Here is a 16,092-nt window from a genome sequence, read left to right as displayed (position 1 = left end):
CTGGGAGGAGAACATGAAATGCACATTATACAAACAACGAATGACGATACGCTAGAACAGACGCTGAATTTATACGATATGAATTTGCGATTAACGTTGAGATATAACGCAATATCAACAGGATATCAATTTGATTTATTTGATATCGATAATGACGAGTATATAACAAAAAATAAAGGGCTATCTGTTGGTAGTCCATCTTTAATTGAGTTCAACTTACCGTTTGTGTTGGTTTTGGATGACAAATCAGGATTGGGTATTAATGCGATATCTAAAGACGATCTAAACAATCGTATGCAACTATTAATAATGACTAAGGAAGAATATCGTGCGGCAATTCGGCAGGGTTTTAGAGCTTAAAATAGGTAATCGTAAAGAAAGCATTGTTATTAATAATCTTAGAGTTACGTTTTCTATCAAAAAAACACTATCTTCAGAGCCAAATACTGCCGAAATATCAGTCTATAATCTCAATGCGTCAAATCGTAACCTCATTACGAGTAAACAATATCATTTTTTAGAGTTATCAGTCTGCTATAAAGAAGATGTATTAAGATTGATATTTTGTGGTGATATTTTGACAGTTGAAAATAAACTGACAGGACAGGACATCATCACAACGATGCGATGCGGTGACGGACACCGAGCCTATACCGAAAAAACAATAGTCAAAACAATGCAGAAAGGACAGAAAGATAGCGACTTTTTAAATGAAGCTGTGAGCAGTTTTGGTGTTCAAAAGGGCGCGATTGATTTACCCAATGATAGAGTTTTGCCTCGCGGTAAAGTGATGATGTGCGATACGCGCGAAGCTATGCATAAAATCGCTATTAACAATAATGCGGACTGGTCTATACAAGATGATCAGCTAGTTGTTATTCCTAAAAATAAAGCCCTTGCTAATAACGAGGGCTGGGTTATTTCTAGAAATACAGGAATGATTGGAAGCCCCAAAAAAAGCAATGATGGATTAGAAGTTACAACGCTATGCAATCCGCATTATAGAATTGGTTCGCTTGTTCGTGTTGAATCTGTATTAACTGAATATAACGGCGATTACAAAGTAAAATCAATAGAGCATAACGGCGACTTATACGGCACGAACTGGCACAGCAAACTGGTTTTTACGCGTGGAAAGTTTGGCGCGATTTGATATAATGATTTTGTCCCATAAAAATAAGGAAATCAAATGGCTATAAAATATTGTACTCTTTGCCACAGAAACGTAAGCCCAAAAAGAAAAATTGGCATTGGAACTCTCATCGGTATTATATTCACTGGATTCATCTGGGTTTTATTTATTCCACTTTATAAAAAAAGATGTCCTTTATGTCAGGGTGATTCGCTCATTAATCCAAGTAAAGTTGAATCTAAAACCAGTCAATCGTCAATTGAAAATAAACATCTTTCAGTGGCTGATGAGCTAAAAAAATTAAATGATTTAAAAGATTGTGGAGCATTAACACAAGAAGAATTTGAATTACACAAAAAAAAATTATTACAATAAAGTGAATTTATCAAATAATCAAACCCTCTAAGAGGGTTTTTTAATATCTAAAATAAGGTGTTTTATGAATAATAGAGAAAAATACAAAGTTTAGAGAATAAGGTTATGCTATTGCAGTATGAGTTATAAGCTATAAATTCTCAGTTTTGTTTTTTTTATGGGCTTTTAAAGCAGTAGAAAGCAGCTCATTTAAACCAATAGAAAGTAGATCATTTATTATTTCTTCAAGCGTCATACCTGAAGATTTGTAAATTTCTTCAATTTGACTTTTTGTATTTGGCCTTAAATAGTAATAAAAAAGATGATTATTTTTGGTATCAGCTATAGAAATAATATTTGTATTATCACCATAAGCAAGCCAATCAAATGATATATCTAATGCTTCGGCAAGTTTAGCTATTATATTGGCTCTAGGTTTATTTTTGCCTGCTTCATATCTTGATATTTGGGCAGCCGCTATACCAGAAATTTTAGATAATTCTTCTTGAGAATAGCCTTGTTCAGCTCGTCTTTGTATTAATCGTTTTGCAAAAGTGTCATTATTTGTCATAAATAGTATTGAAATGTATTGACGTAGTTAATAATTAGTATTAGTATACTATACATTCCATGACACTTTAAGACATTTAATTATTAATTATGAAAATCAGGAAAAGTATATCTTTAATTAGCAATCATATTGGATTAGATAAAAAATTAAAATCTAAACTATCCATATCTGAAAATGGTTGTCATGAGTGGACTGGAGCAAAAAATTATGATGGTTATGGTGTGATTTGGTTTGAAGGATATTCTTGGGCTACTCATAGAGTTGCTTATGAATTAGCTTATGGTGCTATACCTCAAAATAGCAAAAATTTTTGGGTATTGCACATGTGTGATAATCCGTCATGCTGTAATCCTGAACATTTATATGTTGGTTCTCCGTCTGACAACGCAAAAGATTGCGCTGAAAGATGTAGAAAAAGTGTAGGTTGGCGTTTGTGGGCTAGTCAAGATCCTAATTTTGACCCGAAGAGAAAAGTGGGGACTGTTTATTATGAATACAGAAACGAAATAAAAACGCTACATGAATGGGCTGAACTTTTTGGAATCAATGCGAAAACTTTAGATCAGCGATTTGCAGCAGGATGGGGAGAGGAAGATATTCCTACACCAGCTAATAAATATAAAAGACATTTATCAACAGACTGTACTACTCATTATAGAAGGTTTTCAGGTATAGCAGAAGTAAATCAATATTTAGCAAATAAGGAGAAAAAATTGAAAGAAAATAAAGTACCAGTATCAGCTAGAATTCCCGATTGGATGAAATCTATCCTTGAGAATTCAACTATTAAAAATGACAGAAATCTTAGTTTAGAACTAATTAACAGAGTAAAGCTGTCATTAACAGAGGAAGAAAAGAAAATTGCAGGTATTTAAAAAACTAAAGGCTCTAACTGCGCCAACAGTTAAAGCCCACATCAAGTTAATCACAAACCGATAAAATAAGGATTAAACTTATGACTAATATTAATACAAATAACTTCAATTGTCCAGTAATAGCAGGAATCTCTATTACAACCGATAAAGAAGGTCGATATAATCTTAATGCTCTGCACAAGGCGAGCGGAGGAGAAAAGAAAAACAATCCTAGCTACTGGCTATCATTGCAAGGCACTCAAGAGCTTATATTAGAACTTGAGCGACAATTGAGCGATACCGAGATCTCGGTATCGGTTGTTCAATCCATAAAAGGTGGAACTCATCAAGGCACTTTCGCCCACGAACTTCTAGCGGTATCTTACGCTGGTTGGATTAGCCCCAAATTCCAGTTAATGGTTAATCAAGTATTTTTAGATTATAAAAAGGGCGAATTAAAAAATATACAAAAGCCTTTTAAATCTTATCTACCAGAATATCGACAAGCCAAAGCGATGGAATTATCAGTCAGAGCATTAGATAAAATGTTTAGTAATCTGCCACATTTGAGCGAACAGTCTAAGCAGGCTATCTATGCAGATACTATTAACCCGATTGCAGGTAAAAATGTTATTCCGCTTCCTAAGCTTGAAAACAAAACATTTTCGGCAAGCGAAGTAGGAGATTTGCTCGGCATATCTTCAAATAAAATTGGTCGTATAGCTAATAAGCTGAACTTAAAAACAGAAGGCTACGGGATTTTCGTATTAGATAAATCTCGCTCATCTGATAAACAAGTTGAAACTTTTAGATATAACGAAAAAGCAATGGATGTAATCAAAAATCATCTTATTAATAAAGAAATCGCTTAACCAATTATTATAAGCCCCGAAATAGGGGCTACTTGAGGATGTAGAGATGAAACACATTATTGATAATTTCGACTATGAAATAATAGTTAAAAATTTAGAGCAAGCGAAATCATTAGCCTATCTCATGGGAAGTAACGTTAATGAAAGTGAAGATAAATCGAATATATTCTGGTTATTACAAGACTTGGTTAATTGCGCTTTGCGACTAGTTGAAGATTCTAAGTCGGTGGTTTAGAAAAGTTATTAGGTTATCCTAATTTAGGTTATAGAGCTGGTAAAAAATCCGGCTCTGCTATTTTAATTATTAAACAATAGGTTATAATAAGAGTGTTCCCTGTATACACAGGGATAAACCAGAAAATGATGGATTAACAACTAAAATTTATCAACGCAGTCTATTTTGTGACGCTAATTCATTAATAGCCGCTTCAGCCAAAAAATTACTTCGATCTTTATAAAAAGAATTTGGCGCTTTAACTGCGTTATCTATTCTATCGATAAGAATATCGGGCAATGTGATATTAATTCTTTTTTGTTTACCAACAAATGATGACAAATCAACATCAATAATGACCCACGTATCGCAATGAGCGTACTCATCGTTATTTTTATACGAGACATGATCATTATGAATATCTTTGACATCATAATCGCCTGATTCAATCATATCTTGCACAGTTAACAAGATAGCTTCTGTTGCCATTGCTGGGATATCGCTTTCTTTGTCGGCAGCAGAATAACAACTATATTTATTATCACATAACGCAGGTACGACAATGCCGTAAGCTGTGTCGCTATCGTTCGGTGTTTCAATGCCAAGAGTAAAAAACATAATACCTCCAAAGGTGGCGGGCTATAAAAGCCCCGCCGATTTTTTGATTGATCTTACTGTGCCAATCGGTAAATCCGATTTTGGATGAGGCACTGGAAACGTTTTATTAGTTATTGGTGAGTAAAACATATGATGACTACCTCTAACTCGTTTCAGAACACACCCTGCATTAGTAAGCTCCTTTATCAGGTCAGTTGATTTCATGTTTACCTCCTAACCTGAAAACAATTATACACACATATACACATAAGTCAATGTTTTTTTGATTAGGTAAATTATGACAGATTCACTATTTCAAGCAATTGAGAATCAAATAAAGCGCGCTCAATCGAATGTATACACTGCGCTGCCAGCTAAAGTTATTTCATTTGATGGTCATACTGTTAGCTGTCAAGTAATGGTCAATCGAGTTGTTGCAAACGGGCAAGAAATAACTATCCCACCGTTGGTAGATGTCCCCGCCCAATTCCCTCACGCCGGCGGATTTTGTATTACTGTGCCGATAAAAGCAGGTGACGAGGGACTTGTTATCTTTTCTAGCCGTTGTATAGATGGTTGGTTTGCATCGGGTAATGCATCAAAACCGCTTGATAATCGAATTAACGACTTAAGTGACGGTTTTTTTATTGTCGGTTGCAATAGTGTGCCAAATAAAATACCTGATTTTTATCATGATGGCCTTTCGATGCAAACTGACGACGGATCGACACATATAAGGCTTACAAATGGAACAATCTATATAAAAGGGAATATTGAGCATGAGGGAAATACGAATCAAATCGGTAGCTACAATCAAACAGATGGTAATACAAATAGCTCTGGCACGATAACGGCTCAGGATGTTAAAACCAATAAAGGTATTGATTTGAATACGCACACGCACACAGATGTAAAAAGTGGCAATGATAAAACAGGAGCACCGACATGATAGTTAGAGGCTTAGATAATAATCACGATTGGACGTTTGGGCACGGTTTAGGTAACTATTTAGATTATTCTGATGCAATAGCGCAATGCGTGAAAACCAAATTATTAGCACTAAAAAGAGACTGGTTTTTAAATCGTGAGGACGGTATAGCTTGGTTTGATTATCTAACTAAAAACCCTAATACAAAACAACTAGAAATTGATGTAAGAACAGAAGTTTTTAAAGTTGATGGCGTTGTAAATATCGATAGTTTCGACATTTTGTTAGATAGCGACACTCGACAATTTCTAATTCAAATCACATATACCGATAAATTCAATAAAACCAACGAGGCATCATTCAATGTTACAAATAAGTGAAAAAGGTATTGAAATCGATGATATCTATACAATTCAAGAAAGATTAGTTGCTGCATTTAAATCGATATACGGTGATGACGTCAATCTCGATAGCGATACTCCTGACGGCCAATTATTAGGGTTATTTTCACAAGAACTTGCAAACATACATCAAGCTGTTTCTTTTATGGTGCAAATGTTAGACCCGTACCAAGCAACTGGACATTGGTTAGAACAACGTGCGATGTATGCAGGAATAACCCGAATTACTGCATCTTATTCTTATATTGATGAAGTGATTTTTACAGGCTCACCGAAAACGACAATACCGAACAATTCAATCTATATCGATAAAAACAAAGATAAATGGGTGACGACAGAATCAATAACGTTGAACAATTTAGGTAGCGCTCGTGTCAAATTTAGGTCGTTAGAACTAGGTAATTATAGTGTTAACGCAATGGACGAGTTCATGCCAAGCACAATAATCATTGGTGTAGATAAGGTCACTGCGAACACTAAAAGTTATGGTGGTGTTGACGAAGAAACGGACGAGCAACTTTTAAAAAGGTTTATGTTATCGCACTCAATTAATAACTACGATGATCGGCAAGGTATACAGTCTTCATTAATGAATATAACAGGTGTGACTAAATGTGTTGTATATGAAAATTACACGAATAAAACTGATGAAAAAGGTGTGCCTGCTCACTCATTTAATGCTGTTATTTTGGGTGGTGCTGAAGAAAAAATAGCGGAAGTGATCACCAAGAAGAAAATTGGCGGATGTGGGCTATTCGGGGAAATTGAAACGTCTTATCTGTTAGATGATATACCCCGTAGAGTTCATTTCGATAGACCCAAAAAGGTCGATATCAACGTCTCAATGGTAATTGGTCGTTATAAATCATTTAACGATATTAATACTGAGCAAATCAAAAGCAACCTTAAAAATCTTGATTTTGACATCGGCGAAAATGTTTACGCATCACGCATCATATCAAGCATTAATTTAGTAGACGGGTTTTATATTAAAGAGCTAACAGTTAATGGCTCAAATATAGCAAATATCGGTTATAGAGAATATGCACAGATAAACAATGTCGAGGTGCTAATTGAGTAGAGACAATTTCATTATTTGGCAATATCGCACTAAACCCAAGGCGTTGGGTACGATTAGAGCTATCTACACAGAAACCGATAACACGTTTAAAAATGTTGTTCAATTAGCAGATATTCTCAATATTGACAAGGCGACAGGTTATGCGCTTGATTTGGTTGGTCGTCATGTTGGTGTATTTCGCGTTTTACCAACAGCAATTGCCAAAGAGTATTTTGGGTGGTTACAAGACGACACAGCGCTTTCATTCAATGTTGGTGAGTTTTATCGAAATGGTGATGCATTACATGCATCAGTCGTTTTGAACGATAGTGATTTTCGTTTTTTCATTAAAGCACGAATTTCAAAAAACCACCAAACTGGCGAAATATCAAATATTGTTAACTCAATTAAATTCATTATCGGCGAACATGGAAACATCATCGATGCGCAAGATATGACGATGAACGTGTTGGTAAATAGCGATCAACTTAATTCATTAACGCTATACGCAATAAGTAAAATGGATATTTTAGTTCGACCTGTTGGAGTTATGTACCGCTATTTGGTTTTAGTAAATAACGAACCATTCGGATTTGAGCATGATAACCAATCATATGGATTTAACTTAGGTAAATTTGTACGACTTCAAGAAATAGGAATTAATTAATGAAAATTCAAGAAAAACCAGATTATTTAATTTTTGCCGAATCTGCGAAAAAAGGCGAAGTTTCGGACTTTCCAGATGTGAGCAGAGGGTGGGGGATAACTATTGAGCAAACAGGCTCGAAACCACCAATGGAATGGATGAATGGTGCATTTAACCGCATTGATAAAAATATGCTGTATTTATTACAACAGGGGATATCAGAGTGGAGCGAAAGCGTGATTTATCCAGTGAATGCGATCATCAAGTATAAAGGCATTTTGTACATTGCGTTAGCTGAAAATGATAATGTTGATCCTTCTAAAAATAAATCAAAATGGAGACAGTTACAGGCGGATGATTTTAATGCATTGCCTGCTCAGAAAAAAATCAATGCAGGGGCACCTATTTATGAGGTAGGTGAACAGGTTAGTTTTAAAAAAACACCGTTGTTTAACAATTCCGAATTGATTTTAAAAAATGATTATCAAAATTCGACGGGGTTTCGACGTTCTCCTGATGGATTTATTTATCAGTGGGGCGAAATTAGCATAGCACAAACTACCGATTTCGCGCATTTTACTGTTGTTTTCCCTGTGGCGTTTAATGAATATTGCTGTTTTTTTAATGCTGCGTATCGATATGATGCGTGTTTTGTGACAGAACAGACGAGAACCAAAACATATTTTACGGGCACTCTATTTGAGCGATTGATTAGAGACACAATTGTTGCTGGCAGATTAGTTTGGTTTGCAGTGGGGAGATGAATATGATTTATTACAATGCAAAAAATAACGGTTTTTATAATTCAGATATTAATATAATTCCGAAAAATTCTGTAGAAATTACACATGAATATCATGCTGAATTACTACAAAAACAATCCGCGGGTTTTGTTATACAGACCGATAAAAACGGTTATCCTATCGCTGTTGAGCGCACGTTAACTGCTGCAGAGATTAAAACGATGAATGAATCACAACAACAGCGGTTAATATCTGCTGCAAATGAAAAAATTGCTATTTTGCAGGACATTATTGATTTAGATATGTGCGAATCAAACGAATCCGAACAGCTAAAACAATGGAAAAAATATCGTATATTATTAACTCGTGTTGATACAAATCAATTAGATATTGAATGGCCACAAAAACCAAATTAATTTAGTATTAATCAATCTCAATTTCAAATATAATACCGTCAATATTCCATAGAAATTATGTCATTTAGCAAATGAATTTTATGTATCTTAGTTTGTTGCTTATAGTTGTTTGTTTTTTTGTTTTCATATCAATTATTTATTATTTTTTTCCAATAAACATAAAGAAAGCTTTAGTTGACGAAGAAAATAGATACCAAACAATTGATGGGTTAAGAGGGTTAGCTGCTATATCAGTTATGTTTGCACACTCATTGTTATCGTGGAGTTATTTTAATTCTAGTAAAAAATGGAGCATTCCTGATTTTGCAACCGCAACATTTAATAATACTATATCCCCCGACATTGGGTTTATGATCTTTTCTTTAGGTGGTTTTGGTGTTTCTATATTTTTTATGATTACCGGATTTTTATTCTATGACAAGCTCGTTAGATCTAGTGGTAAAATAAGTATTATTTCATTTTTCATAAAAAGATTTTTTAGAATAGCGCCATTATATTATTTCGTCATTTTTAGTGTTTTTATTATTGTTTTTTTTACGGGTTTAGTTGAATTTACGAGCACAACGCAGTGTATGCAAGCTTTTTTATCGTGGATAACTTTTGGATTTTCTAATATTAAAACAATATCAAGTCTATCTCCAGGCTCTACTCCAGTAGCTGGTGTATTATGGACTTTACCTGTAGAGTGGAAGTTTTATTTTTGTGTTCCATTTTTAAGTTTTTTCACTAAAAAAAGGATGAGTTCAGTTTTATTTGTTATAACCGGAATTTTCATATTAATTCTATTTTCTTTTTTAATAAACACACCGATTATTAATATAATTTTGCCATTTTTTATGGGGATGTTATCAAGCTTAATTATTAACAATTATCTAAAGTTGAGCACCAATATAATAAAAAGTCAAATAACTTCGATAATTATGATTTTAATTTTTGGTTATGTTTTATTCCAATATAGAACGCCTTTGTTATATAACATTTTATTGGGAATATTTTTTATTGTTGTAAGCAATGGCAATTCAATATTTGGTATTTTAAAAACAAAAATATTTATGTCGTTGGGTAGTATTAGTTATAGTATTTATCTTACTCATGGGATAGTTTTGTTTGTAATAAATGGTGTTGTTTTCAAAAATGGAAGCTATTTGCTTAATACATTAATAGCAATATTTTTTACATTAATAATAAGTGTGTTTACATATTATTTTATTGAAAAATCAGGTATTAATTGTGGTAATAGATTGATAAATAGATTTAAATATCTTCTCAAGATGTGACTTGAAGTGAAAAGTTGGGAAGTGGATCGCAGAAAATTAGTGTGCCGTATTTGTGCCGTAAACTTTGTTAAAAATAACAAAAAATAGTGAATAAATATACATATTTTAAATTGGCTAACCTCATAACTAATTGATTGTTAATGAATTAAAAATTTACTATATAATAATATGTGCCACTCATAATCGATTGGTCACTGGTTCAAGTCCAGTAGGGGCCACCAATTCAAAAACTATATAGTTAACAAGTTGTCTATAATCATCTTCTTAAAATAATCTAATTATATAAATTCAATGTAATTTAATTCTTTCAACTTTATATGTTTACTAAAAATTAATTAATAGACTTTACTTATTTTTTATTAAAAGAATAGGATATATCAATTTAATTAAACAATTAATTTTATGTTCTCCAACCCCAAATAATAACTAGCGTTCCGAGTAGGATGATCATGGAACCGATTAAATCAAAAGTTGATAGTTTGACATGATCGACTAACTTAAGCCAAATAATGGATGCTACTACATAAATACCACCATATGTTGCATAAATTCGACCACTAGCTTCAGGGTGTAAAGTAAGTAACCAAGCAAATAACATAAGGCATAATGCCGCCGGTATAAGAAACCAGGCAGAAACCACTTTTTAGCCCAAATATAAACAAAATAACAGCCTGAAATTTCAGCCAAAGCGGTAAATATAAATAACACGATAATTTTTATCATAATTAAATTAAGCTATCATTAATAAGTTTCAGATTAGTATGAACAATACTAGATTGGTTTGAACATTATTTCTGTTTTGTTTTTTATAGATTTTTAAAGTTTAACATGGGCGTTATTTATAAACCTATGTTAATATCAAATTAGTAAATTAAATGTAAGATTGATTTATGGTAGCAAAGAAAATTTTTAATTAAAATTAATAGTCAAAAAAGGAGATTTTATGTTGAAAAAGACAATATTACTTTCGATATTATTTTCGACAGCTGCGCAAGCTAAATTTATTCATCCAATGGACTTTGATGGTTCAGATGCACAAAAGCAAGAAGTTATCGAATATATTAAGGATAACGTAAAGAAAGATTATTGTGAACAAATTGACATGTGCCAACCTTCCAATTTGAGAATGATGGAGCAAGAGAATTTAGATGCATTTAAAAAAGCAACTAAGACCACAAATAGAAAAATAATGGATCAAGTAATTAAAGATTATTGTAATAGTGGTATAGATATGTGTAGTTATAGCACCATACTAATGATGTATGAAGAAAACAATAAAGCTGATAAAGAGGAATTAACTTGGTAGATGTTTCATAATAGTTCTCACAATAAAAAACATTACATTAATGGTTATATTTATAACTGATTGACTTTAAAATAGAATACTGTCATTAAATTTCATTTATTGTTATATATAAAAGTGAATCAGAAATTCATTTATGAAAATCAATTTTTAAAAAGCGGGGCGATTGATTGGATTATCAAGGTTTATGGTTTCAGCATGAAATTAGAGTTAAGTACCGTTTAGACCCCAGTGAATCTATTTTCTGATGAAATGTTGAGAAAGTTGGAACTTGGAAAAAGAATAAAATAGTCGATCAAGCGTTTTATGAATTTAAAGCTAGATTGATTTGATAGGAAATAAATAATGCGAGCATATAAGATCACCGTGAAGAAGGTTTTAATTTTTAGTTTAATAATTTTTGCCATCTATATCATTACTTTTCCTAATGATGATTCGCCTCCAAATCCAACGATGGTTGCTTTAGCCGGTATTTCCGTTATTTCATTTATTGTTTGTTGTTTGATTTTGTTAGTTCGAGGAATATGTGGAATAGGCAAGAAATTTTTAAATTATAAGGCGCACAAAAATTTAAATTTAGAAAAAGCATCGTCTCAAGACACTTCATTCAATTATTCAACCAATTTTGAAGATTCTGTTGATTACGAACAGCAAGAATTAGATTCTGATAATTTTAGAAATCACTTAACCACAATATGGAATTCAGACTTGTTTACGATTTCATTTAAACATTCCAACGTCAATAAAGAATTATTATTAGATAGAGTCCAAATAAATTCATCTAACGAGCTTTTTTTCACTGGTTACTGTTTTGAAAACAAAGATGAACGCACATTTAAAATTGAAAACTTTAAATCTTATATTCAATACGCAGGAAGAGAATACAGCCTACGTCATTTTTTTACTAAAGTTCTTGAATTGGATTCAGAGTATGTTGAAAGACTGGGAGTTTAATTAAAAAGGTGGCTATTAAAATGGTTTGCTGATGGTTGAGGATAATTGTTAGCTGAATACCAGCAATCAGAATAACCCAGCCGATTTCTTGCTTTTTTTTAAGCCTCTTGACAGTTTATAGCCTCTATTTGCTTATTTAAAATAGGAGGAATATTAGGAAACTAATTAACAATAATTGCCACTGTAGTTACTAAAAGCAAATGAAACAAAATCGATAACAGCTAATATTTCCGCCGTATTTTCAACTAATCCCAAATCAAAAACACTACTTCTCAACTTTAATTTATCTTCGTTGAGAACCTTTGCGTATTTTTAGCACATCTTGCAAGGGTGTTTGGTTGAATAAGTTTTTATATTCTCGATTAAATTGTGTTGCACTTTCGTAACCGACTTTTAAGCTGGCTTGAATCGCAGTCATATTCTCGCTGACCATTAAACGCCGGCCTTCATGTAATCTAAGTTGTTTTTGAAACTGCAATGGGCTTAAACTTGTTACTTTTTTAAAATGACGATAAAAGCTAGAGAGTGACATATTCGCTTGATTGGCTAATTGTTCCATTTTTATCGGCTCTCTAAAATGTTCTTTTAGCCAATCTATCGTATTCGCAATACGATAACTTCTTGTTTCTGGCATACAAATTGATATTAGCGCTTCACCAAATGGACCGATTAAGAGTAGATAATGAATTTCTTTTATGATTAGTGGTGCTAAAACCGAAATTTGTTCAGGTTTATCCAGCAACTTAAGCAATCGATAAAAAGCATTGATTAGATCATCTTCAGCTTTAGAGATAATAATACCATTAAAACTTTGTTGCGAAGGTTTATTTAATTCCGGATATTCTATTAATAACTCTTTAATTAAATTATTATCAATCAAAAGTGACAATGAAAGGAATGGGGCTTTCGTCGTCGCTTTTTTAATTGTATTTATCGTTGGAATATCAATCGAGGTTATAAGATAATCACCTTCTTTATAATGATAAAGTTTGGTGCCAAGCAGAGAGCTTTTTTCACCTTGTATTATCATTGTAATCATAGGATGATAAAAACAATTTTCTAAACAAATATCTTTATTTTTGCCGACTTCACGCCTATAAATGCCAAAGTTTTTAATTTGTGTTGGATAGTCCCCCACAGTTGGCATTCTTTTTAGCATTATTTTTTTAATTTCTTTTTTTAACATAGAGATTTCTCTATTTATTTAGATTTCTCTATTAGCATATGATTTCTGATAGGATTAGGCAACTTTTTGGCAGGATCGGCTCTATTGGATATTATTAGCAGATCTTATAATAATAAAAAACGAAGTGAAATACATTCGCATCAGCATCTAATAAATTATCTATCATTTTTAGTCGCACTTAATAGTCAAAATCTAGGGTGGTTAGCAAAAGTTTTCAGTATTAACTAATTGTTTAAGGGCAAAGGCTATGAATATTTTAACACCAAAAAAAGGATCGATTGTTACTATTTCCGCTTTTATGTCTAAAGGCGATATGATTGGCTTAAAGCAAGCTTTAATTGATGGATTGAATCAAGGATTAACCATCAATGAAATTAAAGAAATTTTAGTTCAACTTTATGCCTATGTAGGTTTTCCAAGAAGTTTAAATGGTTTGAGTGCCTTTAAAGCGCTACTAGAAGAACGTCAAAAAGAAGGCATTACTGACACAGTTGGTTCTACTTCGGCACCATTACCGACTAATTTAAGCGCTTTAGAATTGGGTACAAAAATTCAAACAAAAGTTGTAGGCAAACCGGTTACGGGTGGCATTATGAATTTTTCACCTACTATTGATCAATTTTTAAAAGCTCATCTTTTTGGCGATATTTTTGGTCGAGATATTTTAAGTTATGAAGATAGAGAGATAGCGACATTAGCCGCGCTATCAACCTTGCAAGGTGCCGATAGTCAGATTAAATCTCATGTTCAAATTGCGCAAAATGTCGGGGTATCTCCTACTCAATTAGATGGCATTGCGAATATTTTAAAATCAAAAATTGGTGAAAACGAATTTGAACGATTCAACCGGGTAGTAAAAGGCCAATAAAAAATTACAACCAAATGGATATAGTAAATATATCCATGTTTCACAAAATAAGTTTTATTACACAGATAGCTTTAAATCATTTCCTGACGAGGATAGTTATTATGAAAATAATCAGTCAATCTGAATTTGAAAAACATAATTTATTTGGACAGGGTGAGCCGAATGTAAATTATGCTAAATATTTTATTGGTCAATCCTATCTAAATTTATTAACAGCAAAGTCTCCCTTATTAGTTGCAAATGTCACATTTGAACCTGGCTGTCGAAATAATTGGCATATTCATCATGCATCACAAGGTGGGGGGCAAATTTTATTATGTATAGCTGGTAGCGGTTGGTATCAAAAATATGGGGATAAGCCAATAAGTTTAGAGCCCGGTATGGTTATCACCATTCCTGCGAATGTAAAACATTGGCATGGCGCTAAAATTGACTCATGGTTTAGCCATATTGCTATCGAAGTGCCGGGTGAGGATACCTATAATGAATGGTGTGAAGCGGTATCTGAAGAAGATTTCCAAAAATTATGCTAATTAACTAGATTTACAACATTAATTTCAATGTGAGAGATTGACATGAATGATATACATTCTCAAATTACAGTTCCACCTCAGACAATTCAGTTAGAACAACGTTGGGATAAGATTTTTCTGCAAAGTGATAAAGTTGAGCATTTTAAAGTCACGTTTAAAAATCGTTATGGCATTACGCTTGCCGCAGATCTATATCGCCCAAAAAACAGCCCAGATAAATTATCTGCTATTGTTGTCGCAGGACCATTTGGCGCCGTAAAAGAGCAGGTATCGGGTTTTTATGCGCAAACTCTAGCAGAGCGAGGATTTATTGCTTTGGCATTTGATCCCTCTTTTACTGGTGAAAGCAGTGGATTACCGCGTAATCAAGCATCAGTTGAAATCAATACCGAAGATTTTAGTGCCGCTATCGATTATCTTGGATCTATAGATTGCGTTGAGCGGGAGCACATTGGCATTTTGGGCATTTGTGGTTGGGGTGGTATGGCTTTAAATGCCTCATCGATTGATACACGAATTAAAACGGTAGCAACCGTTGTCATCTACGATATGAGTCGAGTCATTTCTAAAGGTTATAATGATAGCATGACAGAAGGGCAACGATTAGCAATGAAACAGTCATTGAATAATAGCCGCTGGGACGATTCAAAAAATAGCTACGCCACATTGAATCCAAGAAACAATATTACCGTTGATCAAATCACGGATGAAACACCACAATTTATTGCTGATTATTCTCGTTTTTATACCACTAAACGTGGTTTTCATATTCGTTCTGTCAATTCAAATCCGAATGGTTCATGGGTGTTAAGTATGCCACTTTCATTTATTAATCAGTCGTTATTGAATCAGGCCCATGAAATTGAGTGCCCAACATTAATTATCGCCGGTGAAAAAGCGCATTCTCGTTACTTTTCGGAAGATGCGTTTAATAAAGTTGGCAGTAAAAATAAAGAATTAATGATTATTCCTAATGCGGTGCATACTGATTTATATGATAATACCACCAATAAAATTCCCTTTGATAAATTAGAACAGTTTTTTAAAGATAGTTTGATATGAGTTTTTTAACTCTATAGTCAAACACCAAAAATTTTTGGAAGGGAAAAAATCATTGATTATTGAGCAGGAGCAAACTTTTTCTTTATCATCAAATATATTAAGTTTTCATATCTATTCCAAT

Annotated in this window: 22 protein-coding genes and 1 pseudogene; 18 read left to right on the top strand and 5 right to left on the bottom strand. The window is 33.0% G+C overall.

What is annotated here, in order from left to right; translation table 11 throughout:
• The first annotated feature begins 18 nt into the window (after positions 1 to 18).
• From J3T98_RS02630 to J3T98_RS02620, 3 genes are read left to right on the top strand one after another with little or no spacing between them, the layout of a single operon-like run.
• Complete coding sequence (locus J3T98_RS02630; RefSeq protein WP_267362071.1) at positions 19 to 360, top strand: phage baseplate plug family protein; 342 nt, start codon at positions 19 to 21, stop codon at positions 358 to 360.
• Positions 329 to 1,153, top strand: coding sequence for a phage protein (locus J3T98_RS02625; RefSeq protein ID WP_267362070.1), 825 nt, complete (start codon positions 329 to 331; stop codon positions 1,151 to 1,153). Before J3T98_RS02630 ends, J3T98_RS02625 begins: the two co-directional genes overlap by 32 nt.
• Before the next feature lie 36 nt (positions 1,154 to 1,189).
• Entirely contained in the window at positions 1,190 to 1,507 is a 318-nt protein-coding gene (locus J3T98_RS02620; protein WP_267362069.1) for an SHOCT domain-containing protein, read from the top strand.
• Positions 1,508 to 1,637: 130 nt separating this feature from the next.
• Here J3T98_RS02620 and J3T98_RS02615 read toward each other — a convergent pair whose 3' ends face one another.
• Positions 1,638 to 2,057, bottom strand: coding sequence for a helix-turn-helix domain-containing protein (locus tag J3T98_RS02615; protein ID WP_267362068.1), 420 nt, complete (start codon positions 2,055 to 2,057; stop codon positions 1,638 to 1,640).
• An 89-nt stretch (positions 2,058 to 2,146) separates the two neighbouring features.
• On the opposite strand from J3T98_RS02615, the gene J3T98_RS02610 reads away from it, so the two are divergent.
• From J3T98_RS02610 to J3T98_RS02600, 3 genes are all read left to right on the top strand, one after another.
• Entirely contained in the window at positions 2,147 to 2,932 is a 786-nt protein-coding gene (locus tag J3T98_RS02610) for an HNH endonuclease signature motif containing protein (protein WP_267362067.1), read from the top strand.
• A gap of 80 nt (positions 2,933 to 3,012) precedes the next feature.
• Positions 3,013 to 3,783 (top strand): KilA-N domain-containing protein, encoded by a 771-nt coding sequence (locus J3T98_RS02605; protein ID WP_267362066.1) that lies wholly within the window; start codon positions 3,013 to 3,015, stop codon positions 3,781 to 3,783.
• Between the two features lie 46 nt (positions 3,784 to 3,829).
• Positions 3,830 to 4,018, top strand: coding sequence for a hypothetical protein (locus tag J3T98_RS02600; RefSeq protein WP_267362065.1), 189 nt, complete (start codon positions 3,830 to 3,832; stop codon positions 4,016 to 4,018).
• Positions 4,019 to 4,168: 150 nt separating this feature from the next.
• Here the strand turns inward: J3T98_RS02600 and J3T98_RS02595 are convergent, their stop codons facing one another.
• Both J3T98_RS02595 and J3T98_RS11200 read right to left on the bottom strand, forming a co-directional pair.
• Positions 4,169 to 4,615: a type II toxin-antitoxin system HicB family antitoxin gene (locus tag J3T98_RS02595; RefSeq protein WP_267362064.1), complete on the bottom strand. Its 447-nt coding sequence runs from the start codon at positions 4,613 to 4,615 to the stop codon at positions 4,169 to 4,171.
• Between the two features lie 21 nt (positions 4,616 to 4,636).
• Entirely contained in the window at positions 4,637 to 4,819 is a 183-nt protein-coding gene (locus J3T98_RS11200) for a type II toxin-antitoxin system HicA family toxin (protein ID WP_065563028.1), read from the bottom strand.
• Positions 4,820 to 4,892: 73 nt separating this feature from the next.
• Between J3T98_RS11200 and J3T98_RS02585 the strand changes: the two genes are divergently transcribed.
• From J3T98_RS02585 to J3T98_RS02555, 7 genes are all read left to right on the top strand, one after another.
• Entirely contained in the window at positions 4,893 to 5,543 is a 651-nt protein-coding gene (locus J3T98_RS02585) for a Gp138 family membrane-puncturing spike protein (protein ID WP_267362063.1), read from the top strand.
• Positions 5,540 to 5,902 carry a hypothetical protein gene (locus J3T98_RS02580; protein WP_065635028.1) on the top strand — a complete coding sequence of 121 codons (363 nt, stop codon included), beginning with the start codon at positions 5,540 to 5,542 and terminating at the stop codon, positions 5,900 to 5,902. The genes J3T98_RS02585 and J3T98_RS02580 overlap by 4 nt, the downstream gene beginning before the upstream one ends.
• A complete protein-coding gene (locus tag J3T98_RS02575) occupies positions 5,886 to 7,004 on the top strand; it encodes a baseplate J/gp47 family protein (protein WP_267362062.1) in 1,119 nt (372 codons plus the stop codon). The genes J3T98_RS02580 and J3T98_RS02575 overlap by 17 nt, the downstream gene beginning before the upstream one ends.
• Positions 6,997 to 7,650 carry a DUF2612 domain-containing protein gene (locus J3T98_RS02570; RefSeq protein WP_267362061.1) on the top strand — a complete coding sequence of 218 codons (654 nt, stop codon included), beginning with the start codon at positions 6,997 to 6,999 and terminating at the stop codon, positions 7,648 to 7,650. Before J3T98_RS02575 ends, J3T98_RS02570 begins: the two co-directional genes overlap by 8 nt.
• Complete coding sequence (locus J3T98_RS02565) at positions 7,650 to 8,393, top strand: gp53-like domain-containing protein (protein ID WP_267362060.1); 744 nt, start codon at positions 7,650 to 7,652, stop codon at positions 8,391 to 8,393. Before J3T98_RS02570 ends, J3T98_RS02565 begins: the two co-directional genes overlap by 1 nt.
• Positions 8,394 to 8,395: 2 nt before the next feature.
• A complete protein-coding gene (locus tag J3T98_RS02560; RefSeq protein WP_267362059.1) occupies positions 8,396 to 8,788 on the top strand; it encodes a tail fiber assembly protein in 393 nt (130 codons plus the stop codon).
• 80 nt (positions 8,789 to 8,868) lie between these two features.
• Entirely contained in the window at positions 8,869 to 10,065 is a 1,197-nt protein-coding gene (locus tag J3T98_RS02555) for an acyltransferase family protein (protein ID WP_267362058.1), read from the top strand.
• Between the two features lie 400 nt (positions 10,066 to 10,465).
• On the opposite strand, the pseudogene J3T98_RS02550 reads toward J3T98_RS02555, so the two are convergent.
• Positions 10,466 to 10,788: pseudogene (locus J3T98_RS02550) on the bottom strand (YnfA family protein).
• 220 nt (positions 10,789 to 11,008) lie between these two features.
• Here J3T98_RS02550 and J3T98_RS02545 point away from each other — a divergent pair.
• Positions 11,009 to 11,371: a hypothetical protein gene (locus J3T98_RS02545; protein WP_267362057.1), complete on the top strand. Its 363-nt coding sequence runs from the start codon at positions 11,009 to 11,011 to the stop codon at positions 11,369 to 11,371.
• A 342-nt stretch (positions 11,372 to 11,713) separates the two neighbouring features.
• Entirely contained in the window at positions 11,714 to 12,322 is a 609-nt protein-coding gene (locus tag J3T98_RS02540) for a hypothetical protein (protein WP_267362056.1), read from the top strand.
• Between the two features lie 283 nt (positions 12,323 to 12,605).
• Here J3T98_RS02540 and J3T98_RS02535 read toward each other — a convergent pair whose 3' ends face one another.
• On the bottom strand, positions 12,606 to 13,508 hold the full coding sequence (locus J3T98_RS02535) for an AraC family transcriptional regulator (RefSeq protein WP_267353204.1): 903 nt from the start codon (positions 13,506 to 13,508) through the stop codon (positions 12,606 to 12,608).
• Positions 13,509 to 13,755: 247 nt separating this feature from the next.
• On the opposite strand from J3T98_RS02535, the gene J3T98_RS02530 reads away from it, so the two are divergent.
• The 3 genes from J3T98_RS02530 (at position 13,756) to J3T98_RS02520 (ending at position 15,971) form a co-directional block, all read left to right on the top strand.
• Complete coding sequence (locus J3T98_RS02530) at positions 13,756 to 14,376, top strand: carboxymuconolactone decarboxylase family protein (RefSeq protein ID WP_267362055.1); 621 nt, start codon at positions 13,756 to 13,758, stop codon at positions 14,374 to 14,376.
• 101 nt (positions 14,377 to 14,477) lie between these two features.
• Positions 14,478 to 14,909: a cupin domain-containing protein gene (locus tag J3T98_RS02525; RefSeq protein ID WP_267346321.1), complete on the top strand. Its 432-nt coding sequence runs from the start codon at positions 14,478 to 14,480 to the stop codon at positions 14,907 to 14,909.
• A gap of 42 nt (positions 14,910 to 14,951) precedes the next feature.
• Positions 14,952 to 15,971 (top strand): alpha/beta hydrolase, encoded by a 1,020-nt coding sequence (locus J3T98_RS02520; RefSeq protein ID WP_267362054.1) that lies wholly within the window; start codon positions 14,952 to 14,954, stop codon positions 15,969 to 15,971.
• Positions 15,972 to 16,092 lie beyond the last annotated feature (121 nt).

The sequence above is a fragment of the Gilliamella sp. B2772 genome (genome assembly GCF_026536985.1).
GTDB lineage: Bacteria > Pseudomonadota > Gammaproteobacteria > Enterobacterales > Orbaceae > Gilliamella > Gilliamella apicola_E.
Note: the sequence above shows the minus strand (reverse complement) of the source record. Positions and strands in the feature narration are given on the sequence as shown.

Bases quoted from the DNA above. Each gene is read 5' to 3' on its own strand.
- J3T98_RS02630 (WP_267362071.1), top strand. From the start codon at position 19: ATGCACATTATACAAACAACGAATGACGATACGCTAGAACAGACGCTG.
- J3T98_RS02620 (WP_267362069.1), top strand. From the start codon at position 1,190: ATGGCTATAAAATATTGTACTCTTTGCCACAGAAACGTAAGCCCAAAA.
- J3T98_RS02615 (WP_267362068.1), bottom strand. From the start codon at position 2,057: ATGACAAATAATGACACTTTTGCAAAACGATTAATACAAAGACGAGCT.
- J3T98_RS02610 (WP_267362067.1), top strand. From the start codon at position 2,147: ATGAAAATCAGGAAAAGTATATCTTTAATTAGCAATCATATTGGATTA.
- J3T98_RS02605 (WP_267362066.1), top strand. From the start codon at position 3,013: ATGACTAATATTAATACAAATAACTTCAATTGTCCAGTAATAGCAGGA.
- J3T98_RS02600 (WP_267362065.1), top strand. From the start codon at position 3,830: ATGAAACACATTATTGATAATTTCGACTATGAAATAATAGTTAAAAAT.
- J3T98_RS02595 (WP_267362064.1), bottom strand. From the start codon at position 4,615: ATGTTTTTTACTCTTGGCATTGAAACACCGAACGATAGCGACACAGCT.
- J3T98_RS11200 (WP_065563028.1), bottom strand. From the start codon at position 4,819: ATGAAATCAACTGACCTGATAAAGGAGCTTACTAATGCAGGGTGTGTT.
- J3T98_RS02585 (WP_267362063.1), top strand. From the start codon at position 4,893: ATGACAGATTCACTATTTCAAGCAATTGAGAATCAAATAAAGCGCGCT.
- J3T98_RS02580 (WP_065635028.1), top strand. From the start codon at position 5,540: ATGATAGTTAGAGGCTTAGATAATAATCACGATTGGACGTTTGGGCAC.
- J3T98_RS02575 (WP_267362062.1), top strand. From the start codon at position 5,886: ATGTTACAAATAAGTGAAAAAGGTATTGAAATCGATGATATCTATACA.
- J3T98_RS02565 (WP_267362060.1), top strand. From the start codon at position 7,650: ATGAAAATTCAAGAAAAACCAGATTATTTAATTTTTGCCGAATCTGCG.
- J3T98_RS02560 (WP_267362059.1), top strand. From the start codon at position 8,396: ATGATTTATTACAATGCAAAAAATAACGGTTTTTATAATTCAGATATT.
- J3T98_RS02555 (WP_267362058.1), top strand. From the start codon at position 8,869: ATGTATCTTAGTTTGTTGCTTATAGTTGTTTGTTTTTTTGTTTTCATA.
- J3T98_RS02545 (WP_267362057.1), top strand. From the start codon at position 11,009: ATGTTGAAAAAGACAATATTACTTTCGATATTATTTTCGACAGCTGCG.
- J3T98_RS02540 (WP_267362056.1), top strand. From the start codon at position 11,714: ATGCGAGCATATAAGATCACCGTGAAGAAGGTTTTAATTTTTAGTTTA.
- J3T98_RS02535 (WP_267353204.1), bottom strand. From the start codon at position 13,508: ATGTTAAAAAAAGAAATTAAAAAAATAATGCTAAAAAGAATGCCAACT.
- J3T98_RS02530 (WP_267362055.1), top strand. From the start codon at position 13,756: ATGAATATTTTAACACCAAAAAAAGGATCGATTGTTACTATTTCCGCT.
- J3T98_RS02525 (WP_267346321.1), top strand. From the start codon at position 14,478: ATGAAAATAATCAGTCAATCTGAATTTGAAAAACATAATTTATTTGGA.
- J3T98_RS02520 (WP_267362054.1), top strand. From the start codon at position 14,952: ATGAATGATATACATTCTCAAATTACAGTTCCACCTCAGACAATTCAG.